Raw genomic sequence first — 15,852 nt, forward strand, 5'->3', positions numbered from 1 at the left:
TTATTGATATTTAGCTCGTTCGCCACCAATTTTCTTAGGTCTAGATGTCGCTATGGTAACGATAGCTTCTCCAATTTGTTTAACACTTGTTCTTACAGGAACACACACATGTTTAATATGCATTCCAATTAAGGTCTGACCTATATCTATACCTTTTGAAACAGTAATATGCTCAACAACAATAGGATCTTCCATTTGTTGATAAGCGTAAGTGGATAAACTACCACCTGCATGAACGTCTGGAATGACAGTAACTTCTTCCATAGTCAATGGGTTGAAATTTGCTCTATCTATCGTTACTGCCCGGTTAATATGTTCACATCCTTGAAAAGCAAATGTCACGCCTGTATCAATCTCTAGTTGTTTCAAATTTTCATAAATTTCTTTAGCTACGTCCATCGATCCAACAGAACCAATACGTTTACCTATAACTTCAGAAGTTGAACAACCAATGATACACATTTCGCCTGGGTTAAAGAATGACATATCTTTCAATTCATCAAGCAGTTGCTGTAAATCACGCATTTGAACCCACCCCTTTGTAAAAAATAAAAAGGAACATAGCAAACTTGCTATACTCCTTAATTATAACTTATTTAAAGCTTAACATATACTAATTATATATATTTTACTTTACTCGTGTTTAAATTTTATTTTGTCGACTAAATCATAAATTTTGATATAAGTTTGTTCATAAACATCGAATGAGCCACCAAATGGGTCATCAATTTCCTGTGTGTCACCTACATACTCATTTAATGTAAAGACATTAGATTGTCGTCCATACATAGAAAATATCAAGTCTTTATGATCTTGCGTCATGGTAAGTATAATATCAGCATCAAGATCATCTATACGAAAAGTTTGTGCTAGCGATGGTTCAGGTAAACCGTACTTATGAATTAATTCTAACGATTCCTTAGATATGGCCTGTCCCTCAACTGCGAATAGTCCTCTTGAAGCTATGCTATCGTTTGGTAAAAGGGACTTGGCTATACTTTCAGCCAGTGGGCTTCGACAAGTGTTGCCACTACATACAAAAATTATTTTCATAGCTTTTCACCTTTAACTAGTTTATAACTTGCTGCTTTTAACATTCGATTCATGATAGCTTCAGTATGATGATTATCTTCAAATCCATAAATATATGCCTCTTCTATTTCTTCATTCTGGTCAAGTTCATGTAAAATTTCATATAAATTATGGCCTGCTGATTTAAAATCTTCCTTATTTTCACATAATGATATAAAAATGCTATTTTCGGGAATCAAACTTCTTTGACTCTGTGGAAATACAAATGCTACTTTTGACCATTTATCATCATTAGCTATTTTTTTATTTAAATCTTTAACAATTGTTAATGGGGTTTCTGGAGAATAATGTTTATATTTCATCCCAGGTGCGATAGGCTTTTCATTTTCCTCATATATTTGACGATTTATCGAATGCGGTAGTTTAGTTTCTATCATATCTTGTGTAATTGAACCTGGTCGCGCGATACGAAACGGAAACTGTGTGCAATCAATCACAGTACTTTCAAGCCCCTCTTCACATTGATCACCATTAACTATACCGTTGACTTTGCCATTTAAATCTCTATTCACATGTTCAAAGGTTGTTGGTGACGGACGACCACTAATATTAGCACTAGGAGCTGCTATGGGTTCATCTACAATTTGAAGTAATGCTCTCCCTATTTTATGACTAGGCATTCTAACAGCGATAGATTCTAATCCACCAGTCACTTTACTGCAAAGATAACCCTGTTTAAGTGGTAATATAAAAGAAATAGGTCCCGGCCAAAATTCATCCATTAATACTTTAACCTTATCATCGATATGCTCTACAAAATCATCGAGTTGTTCAATACTGTGAATATGGACGATTAACGGATTATCTGACGGACGTCCTTTTGCAACATAGATATTTTCGACTGCTTCTTCGTTTCTAGCATTCGCCCCAAGACCATATACTGTTTCAGTAGGTATCGCTACTAAACCTCCATCTAGGAAAGTTTGTTTTATCTCATCAATATGTGGATATTGACTAACATTATTTTTATACATTCTTAAATCCCATATTTGTGTGTGCATGTTTTCACCTCTTCTGTGATTGTATGCTGTAAAGAAATAAGGGCAGAATTTAATTCATTTTCAAAAAGTTGAATTAAAATTCCACCCGTGCTATGTTGCTGATCGAAAGTCATGTTTTTCATAAACAAAACAACTATAAAAACAATATCGTATAAATTGTTTAACTACCAAATAATAGATAAAATTCGCTGATTTCCATTGATATCTTTGAAAATCTCTACTTCTTTTTCAGGATATAAATCTTGAACCATTCTTTTTAAGATATCTCCTTGTTGATAACCAATTTCAAAAACAACATGTCCACCTTGTTTCATTACAAATGGTAAATCTTCTAATATTGACTCATAAATAGCAAATCCGTTTTTCTCAGCGAATAGAGCATGATGCGGCTCATAATTTAGTACTGTTGACTCCATATCTATTATTTCGCTATGACCTATGTATGGTGGATTAGATATTAACCCATCCAATTTTATATCTTTTTCAATTAGCGGTTTTAAAGCATTTCCACGCAAAAACTGAATATTTTGGTGATAGTGACTTGCATTTTGCTTAGCTACACTTAAAGCATCTTCATACAAATCTGTTGCAATAACATTTAATTCAGGTTGCAGTAACTTAAGCGTAATTGCTATAGCACCACTTCCAGTTCCAATATCTGCTATGGTATCAGTCTTTTTACACAATTCTAAAAAATGCAGCATAACTTCCTCAGTTTCAGGCCTTGGTATAAGACAGTGTTGATTCACTTTAAATTGATAACCATAAAATGACTGAAATCCAACAATGTATTGGATAGGTTCTCCAGTGACCATCCTATCCAACGCTTTATCCAATTTGTTAATCGATGTCAAAGACATTTGTTCATCTTTATGAATTAAATAATCTGTTTTTGACCAACCAAAAACATCTAAAAACAACCATTCGGCACGAGTTGATTCAAACCCTTCATTTATAGCAATTGTCTTAGCTTCTGCAAACTTTTCTTTATAATTCACCATTGTTTAATTCTTTCAATTTCTCAGTTTGTTCTGAAAGTGTGAGTGCCTCCACAATCTCGTCTAAATGTCCTTCCATAATTTGATTTAACTTTTGAAGCGTTAAACCAATCCGATGATCTGTCACACGACTTTGAGGATAATTATAAGTTCTTATTCTTTCAGAGCGATCGCCTGTACCAACAGCTGATTTTCTTTGAGAAGCATATTTTTGTTGTTCTTCTTGCAATTTCATATCATACAATCGCGCTTTTAAAACTTTCATTGCTTTTTCTCGGTTTTGAATTTGAGACTTTTCAGAAGAAGTTGCTATAACACCCGTCGGCAAGTGTGTAATACGTACTGCAGAGTCAGTCGTATTAACGTGCTGACCACCAGCACCACTAGAACGATAAGTATCAATTTTTAAATCTTCATTACGTATCTCAATTTCGACATCTTCAGCTTCAGGTAATACAGCAACAGTTGCAGTGGAAGTGTGAATTCGCCCTCCTGATTCTGTTTCAGGCACACGTTGGACTCTATGTGCACCATTTTCAAATTTTAATTTACTGTAAGCACCTGTACCAGATACTGAGAAACTCACTTCTTTATATCCACCATGATCACTTTCTGAAGCTTCTACTATTTCTGTTTTAAATCCGTTTGCCTCGGCGTATTTTGAATACATTCTCATTAAATCCCCAGCAAATATTGCAGCTTCATCTCCCCCTGCAGCTGCACGAATTTCGACAATAACATCTTTATCATCATTAGGATCTTTAGGTATAAGTAAGATTTTTAATTCTTCTTCCATATCAGGTAATTCTGTTTTTAAAGCGCTACTTTCTTCTTTTAGCATTTCAACTTCTTCTTTATCAGATGTTTCACTTAACATATCCTCAATATCTTGTAATTCTTCTTTTTTGGTCTTATAACTTCTATACACATCAACAGTCTTTTGTAAGTCAGCTTGTTCTTTTGAATATTTTCTTAATTTATCAGCGTCATTCACTACATCAGGATCACTCAGTAATTCATTTAATTGTTCATATCGTTCTTCTACTATATCTAATTGATCAAACACTACATTTCCTCCTTCTCATTTTCACTAGGCGCAACTATATGATGTGCTCTACAACGTGGCTCGTAACTTTCATTTGCACCAACCAATATGATGGGATCATCTTCTTTTGCCGGTTCACCATTTATTAACCGCTGTGTTCGACTCGAGGGTGAACCACATACAGAACATACTGCTTGCAACTTTGTAATATGTTCACTAACTGCGAGCAACTTGGGCATAGGTTTAAACGGTTCTCCTCTAAAGTCCATATCTAAACCTGCTACAATAACACGATGCCCGTTTTCGGCTAATTTTTCAACTATGTTGACAATATCATCTTCAAAAAATTGCACTTCATCAATTCCGATGACGTTTACTTCTTCTAGCTTATGATTTAAAATTTCTTGAGCTGTAGATATATTAATCGCTTCTATCTCATTACCATTATGTGAGACGACCTTTTCTTTATGGTAACGATCATCAATTGCTGGTTTGAAAACAACCACCTTTTGTTTAGCGTAGATTCCACGTCTTAAGCGACGTATAAGTTCTTCAGATTTTCCACTAAACATACTTCCTGTTATGGTTTCAATCCAACCTGAATGGTACGTTTCATACATTGATAGTTCCACCTTTTTCAAAACATAATCGCTTAATTATATCATATTTTTTATGTATATAAATGTATTTTCAAAGTAAGAATCATAATTTACAGGTGTATTATGAAATTTAATAATTAAACGAATAATCTATAAAAGATTTTACACATCTCTATAAATGTTTATACTTATCGATAGATTTTATAGATATAAAGAGCTTTGATATAGAGTTGATGATTCAACGAAACTCTATAATAAAAAACTGTCTACAATACCCAAACGGGAAAGTAGACAGTTGAAATCCAAAATTAGTTGTTGTTTGATTTGAGTCCAAACTTTTTGTTGAAACGTTCCACACGACCATCCGCTGCTGCGAATTTTTGACGTCCAGTATAGAATGGATGAGAATCTGATGATACATCTAAACGAATAACTGGGTATTCATTTCCATCTTCCCATTCCATAGTTTCTGAAGATGTTTTTGTAGAACCACTTAAAAATTTAAAGTTTGTTGTTGTATCTAAAAAGATAACTTTGTGGTATTCAGGATGAATTCCTTGTTTCATTTTTTTCAGCTCCTTTGCCCTGAACCATCTGGAACAGAGTTATTTGTGAGTTTTTTTACCCAATACTGTGTAATTATAATAGTAATATATGGAAAACGCAACCCTTAATCTACGAGTTTAAATAATTGGTCTTCCTGTTTTAGTACTCTCTTCAGCTGCTTTTTGCAATTGCTTAAAGAATTCTTTATTATTTTTCGAACGCTTAAGTTTTCTAATAAAACGTTCTGTAAAGTCTGTTGAATCGGTAAATAAATTTCGTAATTGCCATAATGAATCTAATTCCGCTTTAGTGATTAATAGCTCTTCTTTTCGTGTTGAACTACGACCTATGTCTATCGCTGGGAATATTCTACGTTCTGATAACTTGCGATCAAGATGTAATTCCATATTACCTGTACCCTTGAACTCTTCATAAATCATATCATCCATACGAGATCCTGTCTCAACTAAAGCAGTAGCTAAAATTGTCAAACTTCCCCCAGCTTCAATGTTACGTGCTGCACCAAAAAACGCTTTAGGTTTGTGTAATGAAGCGGGATCAAGCCCACCTGACAATGTACGTCCACTAGGTGGTATGACTAAATTATATGCTCGAGCCAAACGTGTTATGGAGTCCATAAGTATAATTACATCTTCTCCAATTTCAACTAATCGCTTTGCACGCTCTAATAATAATTCAGCAACTTTAACATGATGTTCTGGTGGTTCATCGAAAGTCGAATGAACGACTTCTGCAGATTCAACCGATCTTTCAATATCCGTCACTTCTTCTGGACGCTCACCTACTAGTAAGATAAATAAATTCGCTTCAGGTTTATTACTCGCTATTGCATTAGCGATTTCTTTTAATAAACTTGTCTTACCAGCTTTAGGTGGTGCAACAATAAGACCACGTTGACCAAGACCTATTGGTGTGACTAAATCCATTATACGAGTGGAATAATTTGTAGATTGCGTTTCTAATAGGATTCTTTCTTCAGGATAAAGAGGTGTTAAAGCTTGGAAGTGAGGACGCTTTTTGACTTCTTCTGCATTATGATCGTTCACAAAATCAACTTGAAGTAGACCATAATATTTTTCATTATCTTTTGGTTTACGAACTTTACCCGTTACTTTATCACCACGTTTTATTTCAAAACGTCGAATTTGGCTTGCAGAAATATAAATATCCTTCTCACCTTTAGAATAGTTAACGGTTCTTAAGAAACCATATCCATCTTGTTGAATATCATCTAATATTCCTTCCATATAGTAATTACCATCTTTTTCCATTTGTGCTTCCATAATGGCAAGTACCAATTCTTTTTTATTTAATTTACTGTAATTAGTTAATTTTAAAGATTTGGCTTTTTGAGTGAGCTCTTTAGTAGTATTGTTTTTATATAATTCGTGGAAAGATTCATACTGCGGAGATGTTCGTTCTCTACCAGGCATAGACTTGCACCCATTTCATTAATTATTTATTTTACGAAGTTCAAAAATAATAAACGTATAGTTAGCTTAACCAAATAATAGATGTTTATCTTGATACTTATGTGACTGTCAATAATAAAAAGTCACATTATAGCTATATTTATACGTTTATATATTTCTCAACCTTCTAATTACTAGACTAACTATAGCAAATTTTCATTTTAATTACAAAATGATTTTAGGAATTTTAACATAAAAAACAAAACACAGAACAAAATTAGTTCCGTGTTTTGTTTAATTGCAACTTTTAATTTAATTTACTAATTATTTAAAATATCCAGCTATTGATTTTACTTCTAAGAATTCTTCGATACCATAATCGCCCCATTCACGACCTAAGCCAGATTCTTTATAACCACCGAATGGTAAGTCTGGTTTTCTACCAGCTTCATTAATTTCAATTGTACCAGCTTCGATTGAACGAGCGACATGTCTCAATGTATCTTTATCTTTACCAATAACATAGCCAGCAAGACCATATTTCGTATCATTAGCAATTTCAATAGCTTCGTCAAGATTATTATAAGTGATTACAGACATAACAGGTCCGAAAATTTCTTCTTGTGCAATCGTCATGTGATTATCTACATTAATAAATATAGTTGGACGCGCAAAATAACCTTTATCTAATCCTTCTGGTTTACCAGGACCGCCGTAGAATAACTCTGCTCCTTCATTGATACCTTTATCAATGTAATCCTGAACTTGATCGAATTGTTTTTTACTAATAATAGGACCTACTTGAGTTCCTTCTTCTCTTGGTTGACCTACTTTAACTTTACTAAATGCTTCTTTAACTGCTGTTAAGTAGTCTTCTTTAATACTTTCAGGAATAAGTACACGTGTTCCTGCAGTACAAACTTGCCCTGTATTGTTAACAACTTTTTTCGTTGTTGCATTAGCAGCTTCTTCAACATCAACGTCATCTAATACGATATAAGGTGATTTCCCACCCAATTCAAGAGACACTTTTTTGAAGTCTTTTGCAGCTTTTTCCATAATTTTTGAACCTGTAGGACCAGAACCTGTAAATGACATCATTCTTACTTTAGGATGTTCACTTAAAGGATTTCCTACTCCAGATCCATCACCATTAACTAAGTTAAACACACCTTTAGGTACGCCTGCTTTATCAAAAATTTCTGCTAAAATAATTGCAGCAAATGGTGTTTCTTCAGATGGTTTTAGAACAACAGGACTTCCAGCAGCAAACGCAGCAGCTAATTTAAGTGAAGTTTGGTTTGTAGGGAAATTCCAAGGTGTAACAAGTCCAGCAACTCCAATGGCTTCTTTAACAACCAAATCATCGCCACGTTGTTCTTCAAATTGGAAGCTATCTAAAGCATCTCTTGCAGCTGTAAAGTGATTCAATCCCATTTGATAATGAACGTTCTCGGAAACTGATAAAGGCGCTCCTAGTTCATCGGTAATTGCTTCAATTAAATCATTTTTTCTATTTTGATATTCTTTTACAATCTTATCTAAAAGTTCTCTTCTTTCATCAACAGAACTATGTCTAAATTCTAAATATACTTTATCTGCAGCATCTACAGCTTTATTAACATCTTCTTCGTTACCGTTAGCAATTTTACCCATTACTTCTTCAGTTGCAGGATTAATAACATCAATAGTTTCGCCGCTTGCACTATCAACCCATTCACCGTTTATATATTGTTTAGTGAAATTTCTCATCTTATTATATTCACTCCTTAGAAAACTTATATACATATACTATCCTATTTTTACAGATAATAAACATAACTTGCTCACAGGTTGATTTAAATAAATACTAGTTACTAAAATGCGCTTACTATAATTGAAATATGAAATTACATTTCTCAAATTTGATTTCGAATCAAAAAGAGCCTGAGACAATAATGTCCCAGACTTTCTTAACTTATAAGTAAGTCAATCACTAAATTTAAATTGCGCTTAAATCAATCTTTATTGTACTCTATTTAAACATCCTAAATTAGATTAATTCATCAGATCATTTTACAAACATTATAAGTTTGGGATTTGTTGCAGAGAAACAACGTATTTAACTTGAATTCTGATACACTCACTATTTCATATCACTCAAATATAAATGTTGTTAATTTAAAAATTGTGTTAAGAATTAAACCGTTTCCGTCCAAATATCAGCACCAAGTGCTTTAAGATGTTCAACGATGTTAGTATATCCTCTATAAATATGTTTTACATTAAATATTGTTGTCACACCTTCAGCTATTAAACCTGCAGTAATTAAGCAAGCGCCTGCGCGTAAATCACTTGCATATACTTCAGCGCCATTAAGTGTCGAAGGTTTAATTACAGCTGTTCCCTCGTCCGATTTAATATTAGCGCCCATACGCTGTAATTCTTCTACATGTTTAAAACGCGCTGGATAAATAGTATCAGTCACAAATGAAGGCCCTTCTGTCATGAATAATAATGGTGTAATAGGTTGTTGTAAATCAGTTGCAAAACCTGGATAAACAAGCGTTTTTATATCTACATTTTTATACGGTGTTTGTTTACGAATGATAATTTTTTCATCTTCTATTTCAATATCTACACCTAACTCTTTTAACTTAACAGTTAAAGCTTCAACATGTTTAGGGACTATATTATGTAAAATGACCTCTTCACCCATTGCTGCGGCCATACACATATAAGAACCAGCTTCAATTCTATCTGGAATAATTTGATACTCTGAACCTTTTAGTTCCTCAACACCATTAATTTTTATTGATGTTGTACCAGCTCCTCTAATATCAGCACCCATACTCATTAAAAAGTTCGCAACATCTACAACTTCAGGTTCTTTGGCTGCATTATCAATAACAGTTTGACCTTTAGCATGAACTGCCGCAAGCATAATATTAATCGTCGCTCCAACACTTACCATATCTAAAAATATATGAGCGCCTCTAAGTTCTTTTGCTACTAATTTCATGGATGTATTGCTAGATTCGTCAATTTCTGCACCTAATGCTTTGAACCCCTTAATATGTTGGTCAATAGGTCTTGGTCCGAGTGGACATCCACCCGGCAATCCAATTACACATTTTTTAAAACGACCAAGCATTGCACCCATCATATAATAAGAAGCACGTAAAGACTCAACTTTATTATTAGGTAGAGGTGCATTCTCTATTTGTGTAGTATCCACTTCTAATTGTTTACCATTTAATCTTGCTTTAATATTTAAATCTTCTAACAAACTTACTAGAGTTTCGACATCAGAGATTTGAGGAAGGCCATCCAACTTTACTTGTCCTTGAGCTAATAAAGTTGCGGGGATAATAGCAACTGCACTATTTTTTGCTCCACTAATTTCTACTTCTCCTTTTAGTGTTTGTCCACCTCTAATTTTTATTACCTCTTGAGCCATATCACTTTTCTCCTTTGTTTCCTTCTTTTTAAAATATCACATTATTAGCATTATAAGATAATTTTACTTTATTTGTAAAATACTTATTTTTACAATAAATACAATTTATTTATAGCATCATTTTGCTTTTTATAAAGATTGCTAATTACGACTAAGAATAGTCAATGAACTAATACCACTTATCTTTTCAGTTAATCATTTATTTTGTTAATTATTCGTTTGTAAGCTATTTTATTATATGAAATCTTCCCAATATTGAATATTGTAACCATAAAATGTAATTGTCTGTCATTATTATAGCATAAAAAGAGGTCACTGAACTTATGTTCAATGACCAATAACAAAGATATTTAAATTATTTAGCGCGATTGGAAGTACCGAATTCTCTAATTTTACCTTTAACTGTCTCTTTAATAGCTTCACGTGCTGGTCCTAAATATTTACGTGGATCATACACATCTTTGTCGTTGTTTAATACTTCACGAACTGCTTTAGCAGACGCAATTTGATTTTCAGTATTCACGTTAATTTTAGCAGTACCATAAGGAATAGCTTTTTGAATATCTTTAGTCGGAATACCTGTACCACCGTGTAGTACTAAAGGTAATCCAGTTGAAGCACCAATTTCTTCCATCTCTTTAAATCCTAATTTAGGTTCGCCTTTATATGGTCCATGTACAGAACCTAATGCTGGTGCTAAAGTATCAATTCCAGTTTTTTCTACTAGTTCTTGACATTCTTTAGGGTCTGCATAGATAACGCCATCAGCAACTACGTCGTCTTCTTGTCCACCAACTGTACCTAATTCAGCTTCTACAGAAACGCCTCTATCGTGAGCATACTCAACTACTTTAGAAGTGATTTCAACATTTTCTTCAAAAGGACTATGAGATGCATCAATCATTACAGATGTGAATCCAGCATCAATTGCTTCTTTACATTTTTCAAAGCTTGAACCGTGGTCTAAATGAATTGCTACTGGGATTGTGATGTTTAAGTCATGCATTAAACCTTCTACCATTTTCACAACTGTATAAAAGCCACTCATATAACGAGCTGCCCCTTCAGAAACACCTAGAATAACTGGCGCATTCTCTTCTTGAGACGCTTCTAAAATAGCTTGTGTAAATTCGAGGTTATTAAGATTGTATTGACCAACCGCATAACCGTTTTCTTTCGCATCGATTAACATTTCTTTCATTGAAACTAAAGGCATGAAAGTTCCTCCTTGAGTGCATCAGTGCACGTTTTTTTCAACGTCATTATATCAAAAATATATACTGATTGCATTCGAATATTTTATTTAATATTGATATTTTTCATAATTAATTGTTTTTACGTTTTTGGAAGCGAATACATTTCGAAAAATGTTCACATATTGCATATCTACCTAGGATTATTTACAATATTTCAGTAAAGAGATTGGAGGTTTACAATGTCAAAAATCTTAAACACACAATTAACTGGTATTTTTAATCGGCTTGAAAAACAAGAGTTAGATATTCAAATGGCAGCTCAATGCCTCATTCAAGCAATTGGTGGAGAAGGACATGTCTATATCAAAGGGTACGATGATTTAAAATTCTATGAATCATTCATATTACAAAGCCATGAAAAATTAGCGTCTAGTTTACCACTTGAAGATTTACAAAATTTTAACGATATAGATACTACAGATAGGGTACTGTTATTTTCACCATACTACACTTCGGAAGTTGAAAGTGATGTACTTCAACTTATTGATTTAGATGTCGATTTAGTGCTTATTTGTAATAACCCTAAACGAGATGATTTTCCAAATCATTTAATTCATTATGTTAATTTATCAACACCTAGGCCCATTGTTTACACAGAAGATTATGATAAAATCATTCAACCACATCCGATGGCCTTAAATTATATTTATTATGATATTTATACTCAAATGATTGAAATGACTAGAGATTTGGATTTGTAGAATATGTGTGTAGTCGTTCAATTATTTTCTATAAAATAATTTCATCCGTGTAATTAACTGATGAAGCAAGAACGTATAATAATTATAACCAAAACATCTAATGTATAATGATAAATAAAGTACACTGATAAAGTTTAATGGACAATTAAAAAATGGTCATTTCCTTTTGCTTTTAAGGAAATGACCATTTTTATTTAGCTTTATATTGTTTGTGCATCAAAACAATTATTTTTGTTGGTAATTTAACGCCGCTTCTACAAATGATTTAAATATAGGCTGTGGACGATTAGGTCTTGATAAGAATTCAGGATGGAATTGACATGCAATAAAGAAATCATTTTTAGGTATTTCTATAATTTCTACTAAACGACCATCTGGACTTGTCCCTGAAAAGACCATACCGTTACTTTCTAATTGTTCCCTAAATTCGTTATTGAATTCATATCTATGACGATGACGTTCTTCAATATCATTTTTATTATAAATTTTCTCTGCCAATGTACCTTCTTTAATGTGGCAAGGATAAAGACCAAGTCTTAGGGTTCCACCTAAATCTTCAATATCCTTTTGTTCTGGTAATAAATCTATAATTGGATAAGGTGTACTTGGATCTAATTCTGCTGAATGCGCACCTTCATAGCCTAAAACATGACGCGCAAATTCAACAGTTGCCAATTGCATACCTAAACAAATGCCAAAGAACGGTATGTTATTCTCACGGGCATAACGAATAGCTGCAATTTTACCTTCACTTGCTCTGAATCCAAATCCACCAGGAACTAAAATACCATCAACGTCGGATAAATAAGCCTCAACATTATGATCATTAACTTCACTTGAATCAATCCATTTTACCACAACATCTTTTTTAAATGGATAACCAGCATGCTTAAGTGATTCAACAACTGATAGATAAGCATCTTGTAAGCTCACATATTTACCAACTAAACCAATTGTAATTTTACCATCTAAATGATTAACGGTATCCAATAGATGTTTCCACTCATCCAGTTGCGTTTCATACTTGGCATTTAATTGTAAACGTTGAATAACAATGTCATCCATATTTTGCTTACTAAGTTGTAACGGAATTTCATAAAGAGAATCTGCATCTCTACATTCTATAACACTTTCCTTTTTGATATCACAGAATAGCGCGATTTTGTCTTTCAAATCTTGTGTCATTTCGTATTCTGTTCGTACGACTATTAAATCAGGTTGGATACCTAGGCCTCGTAATTCTTTAACACTATGCTGTGTAGGTTTTGTTTTCATTTCCCCAGCAGCTTTAATATATGGAAGCAAAGTACAATGTACATACATTACATTTTCACGACCTAAGTCGCTTCTAATTTGACGAATGGCTTCCAAGAAAGGTAAAGACTCTATATCACCTGTTGTTCCACCAATTTCAGTAATTACAACATCCGCATTAGTACTCTCACCAGCTAATAGCAATCTTTCTTTAATTTCGTTTGTAATATGAGGAATAACTTGTACAGTACCACCCAAGTAATCACCACGACGCTCTTTTTTCAACACATGTGAATATACTTTTCCGGCAGTAACATTTGAATATTTATTTAAATTAATATCTATAAAACGTTCATAATGTCCTAAGTCTAAATCAGTCTCAGCACCATCATCTGTAACGAACACTTCACCATGTTGATAAGGACTCATTGTACCTGGGTCTACATTTAAATATGGATCGAATTTTTGTATTGTAACTTTAAGTCCTCTATCTTTAAGTAATCTTCCTAGAGAAGCGGCTGTTATCCCTTTTCCTAATGATGACACAACCCCGCCTGTTACAAAAATAAACTTTGTCATTGTCTGACCTCCTGTATAATTTAGTAAACTATTTAATGATTGATAAAATCTATTAAAAACTGTGAGTAAACTATGTATTTAACAATAATAATGAAATAAATTTGGTATATTACTCAACAATTTGATTCACTTTTACATTTCATTATGAATATTAAAAATAAAAAAATCGCTCCCTCTCACAGCAATTGTAAGGGGAGCGTATCTATTTAATACACGTGTCCTAATTAAAGGAGCCCAAATAAAATACTACCACCTTTTAAATAAAAATAAAAGTCCCACTTTAATGTTTCTGTTATAAAGCGAGACATATTTTTAAATTAAAATATAGTTACTTGATTAATCATTAAAGTCTTCGGCGTCTTCAAAGGCTTCTTCTTCACCTTCAGCAATATCTTCGTCTTCGTCTTCATCAATAACGATATCTGTATCATTCATTTCAACATCATCTTCATCATTATCTGACTCGTCTAATGTTTCTTGATCATCTGTTTGAGCAGGAATATCGTCATCTTCATCAGCGTCGTCATCACCTAATAATTTAAGGTTTTGATCTTCTTCATCTTCGTCATCTAGAATATCGAATTTTTGAATTGTTGGTGCGATTTTTTCCTCAATATCATCTACAGAGTACCAGTCACGTAGACCCCAAAGATTTTCTCCTACATTTAAAAAACGACCATCTGTGTTTAAATCGGTATAGAATTGGACGATTCGATTTTCAATATCTTCATACTCATATCCACCTAAAGATTTAAATTCATCAATAATATCATATAAATTCATCGTTGTTTGTTTATCATTTAATAAAGTATAGGCCATGTCGATGAATGATTTCTCATCAACCATTTCTTTTGTGTAATCTTGAATTTTCATATAAAAATACTTCCTTTCAAAGGATTTTCTTTAAATTAACGTCAAATAATCATTTATTAATAGTAACAAAAATAAATTATAAATGACAAGTTGTGATTTAGCAATCACTGTTAATAATTAATATATTTTTCAAAACGTGTATAATCCTCAGTTTCCTCTATTGCTACAAAATTACTATTCAAGCACAATGGTTTTAACTCATTACGTTCGCCATATAAAGTAATTGATAAAACTTCAATGTTTTCAAAATGTTTACGTATATACGTTGCTAATTGACGTAAAGCACTTTCTGCAATTCCTTCATTTCTATTTTGCTTATTAACCTCGATTGCAGAAATATTCATTTTATTATCATTTTGTTCTAGTGCAATAAAGCCTACCTTTACATCATCTTTAAGCAAATTAATCACATGAATATCATCACTATATGCTGACTCCCCCTCTTTTAACCTTAAAGAAGACACATGTTTTGAATCTAAATCTAAATAATAGAGTCTTTCTTTCCCGATAGGTCCTTCTTCTTTTGTAGCTGTATGCATAAAACCTGCACGTTCATAAACGTTCCAAGCGCTTTGATTTTCAGCGTCTACTACTAAGTATAAATGTGTAAAATCAGGAAATAATGCTTGAACATACTCTGGTAAAAACATCATCATTTTTGTCCCATATCCATGGCCTTGAAACTTTTCATTAACTGACAATGAACGTACATAAACAACATTGTTTGGTGTATCATAACCTTCATGTTGATAATAACGGTGCAATACGAAGAACCCCACTACTTTTCCTTCTTTATTTAAAGCTACATTGGCAATTCGATTTTCATCTTTTAATGCATCATCTAAAACAGTTTGAGGTAATGAAGAATATATTTGTTGTCTTTCACTTAATTCAAATTGGTTAAGTGCATTTCTATATTTTTCTTCATATACTTGAACTGTAATATCATCAAAATCCCTTTTTATAAACATTGCTTTACCCCTATCTATTAATTACCATTTATATTATATATGAATTAAATAATTATGACTATCGG

The 15,852-nt window shown here is 32.8% G+C and carries 16 protein-coding genes; 1 reads left to right on the forward strand and 15 read right to left on the reverse strand.

Annotation, left to right across the window (positions count from 1 at the left end):
- The 12 genes from ACVBFA_RS07045 to fdaB all read right to left on the reverse strand — a co-directional run bounded on the left by ACVBFA_RS07045 (position 1) and on the right by fdaB (position 11,369).
- The gene (locus ACVBFA_RS07045) at positions 1 to 525 is read right to left on the reverse strand and encodes a TIGR01440 family protein (protein WP_002447792.1); all 525 of its coding nucleotides are present in this window, start codon (positions 523 to 525) and stop codon (positions 1 to 3) included.
- 108 nt (positions 526 to 633) lie between these two features.
- Positions 634 to 1,053: a low molecular weight protein arginine phosphatase gene (locus ACVBFA_RS07050; RefSeq protein WP_002447793.1), complete on the reverse strand. Its 420-nt coding sequence runs from the start codon at positions 1,051 to 1,053 to the stop codon at positions 634 to 636.
- Positions 1,050 to 2,093 (reverse strand): L-threonylcarbamoyladenylate synthase, encoded by a 1,044-nt coding sequence (locus ACVBFA_RS07055; RefSeq protein ID WP_002447794.1) that lies wholly within the window; start codon positions 2,091 to 2,093, stop codon positions 1,050 to 1,052. Before ACVBFA_RS07055 ends, ACVBFA_RS07050 begins: the two co-directional genes overlap by 4 nt.
- The gene (locus ACVBFA_RS07060; RefSeq protein WP_002447795.1) at positions 2,069 to 2,215 is read right to left on the reverse strand and encodes a hypothetical protein; all 147 of its coding nucleotides are present in this window, start codon (positions 2,213 to 2,215) and stop codon (positions 2,069 to 2,071) included. The genes ACVBFA_RS07055 and ACVBFA_RS07060 overlap by 25 nt, the downstream gene beginning before the upstream one ends.
- Positions 2,216 to 2,257: 42 nt before the next feature.
- Positions 2,258 to 3,094: a peptide chain release factor N(5)-glutamine methyltransferase gene (gene prmC, locus ACVBFA_RS07065; protein WP_002496988.1), complete on the reverse strand. Its 837-nt coding sequence runs from the start codon at positions 3,092 to 3,094 to the stop codon at positions 2,258 to 2,260.
- Entirely contained in the window at positions 3,081 to 4,157 is a 1,077-nt protein-coding gene (gene prfA / locus ACVBFA_RS07070; protein WP_002447797.1) for a peptide chain release factor 1, read from the reverse strand. The genes prmC and prfA overlap by 14 nt, the downstream gene beginning before the upstream one ends.
- Complete coding sequence (locus ACVBFA_RS07075) at positions 4,157 to 4,756, reverse strand: thymidine kinase (RefSeq protein ID WP_002447798.1); 600 nt, start codon at positions 4,754 to 4,756, stop codon at positions 4,157 to 4,159. The genes prfA and ACVBFA_RS07075 overlap by 1 nt, the downstream gene beginning before the upstream one ends.
- A 287-nt stretch (positions 4,757 to 5,043) precedes the next feature.
- Positions 5,044 to 5,301 carry a type B 50S ribosomal protein L31 gene (locus tag ACVBFA_RS07080; protein WP_001829959.1) on the reverse strand — a complete coding sequence of 86 codons (258 nt, stop codon included), beginning with the start codon at positions 5,299 to 5,301 and terminating at the stop codon, positions 5,044 to 5,046.
- A 117-nt stretch (positions 5,302 to 5,418) separates the two neighbouring features.
- Positions 5,419 to 6,735 (reverse strand): transcription termination factor Rho, encoded by a 1,317-nt coding sequence (rho, locus tag ACVBFA_RS07085; protein WP_002447799.1) that lies wholly within the window; start codon positions 6,733 to 6,735, stop codon positions 5,419 to 5,421.
- Between the two features lie 303 nt (positions 6,736 to 7,038).
- Positions 7,039 to 8,466: an aldehyde dehydrogenase family protein gene (locus ACVBFA_RS07090; RefSeq protein WP_002475465.1), complete on the reverse strand. Its 1,428-nt coding sequence runs from the start codon at positions 8,464 to 8,466 to the stop codon at positions 7,039 to 7,041.
- Positions 8,467 to 8,893: 427 nt separating this feature from the next.
- Complete coding sequence (locus ACVBFA_RS07095; protein ID WP_002447801.1) at positions 8,894 to 10,153, reverse strand: UDP-N-acetylglucosamine 1-carboxyvinyltransferase; 1,260 nt, start codon at positions 10,151 to 10,153, stop codon at positions 8,894 to 8,896.
- 355 nt (positions 10,154 to 10,508) lie between these two features.
- Positions 10,509 to 11,369 (reverse strand): class IIb fructose-bisphosphate aldolase FdaB, encoded by an 861-nt coding sequence (gene fdaB / locus ACVBFA_RS07100; protein WP_001829938.1) that lies wholly within the window; start codon positions 11,367 to 11,369, stop codon positions 10,509 to 10,511.
- A 219-nt stretch (positions 11,370 to 11,588) separates the two neighbouring features.
- On the opposite strand from fdaB, the gene ACVBFA_RS07105 reads away from it, so the two are divergent.
- The gene (locus ACVBFA_RS07105; RefSeq protein ID WP_001829945.1) at positions 11,589 to 12,110 is read left to right on the forward strand and encodes a DUF2529 domain-containing protein; all 522 of its coding nucleotides are present in this window, start codon (positions 11,589 to 11,591) and stop codon (positions 12,108 to 12,110) included.
- Between the two features lie 225 nt (positions 12,111 to 12,335).
- Here ACVBFA_RS07105 and ACVBFA_RS07110 read toward each other — a convergent pair whose 3' ends face one another.
- From ACVBFA_RS07110 to ACVBFA_RS07120, 3 genes are all read right to left on the reverse strand, one after another.
- A complete protein-coding gene (locus ACVBFA_RS07110) occupies positions 12,336 to 13,943 on the reverse strand; it encodes a CTP synthase (RefSeq protein WP_002458721.1) in 1,608 nt (535 codons plus the stop codon).
- 336 nt (positions 13,944 to 14,279) lie between these two features.
- A complete protein-coding gene (gene rpoE, locus ACVBFA_RS07115) occupies positions 14,280 to 14,816 on the reverse strand; it encodes a DNA-directed RNA polymerase subunit delta (RefSeq protein ID WP_002447803.1) in 537 nt (178 codons plus the stop codon).
- Between the two features lie 110 nt (positions 14,817 to 14,926).
- On the reverse strand, positions 14,927 to 15,787 hold the full coding sequence (locus ACVBFA_RS07120) for a GNAT family N-acetyltransferase (protein ID WP_002447804.1): 861 nt from the start codon (positions 15,785 to 15,787) through the stop codon (positions 14,927 to 14,929).
- Positions 15,788 to 15,852 lie beyond the last annotated feature (65 nt).

The organism is Staphylococcus sp. MSU001 (assembly GCF_052976705.1).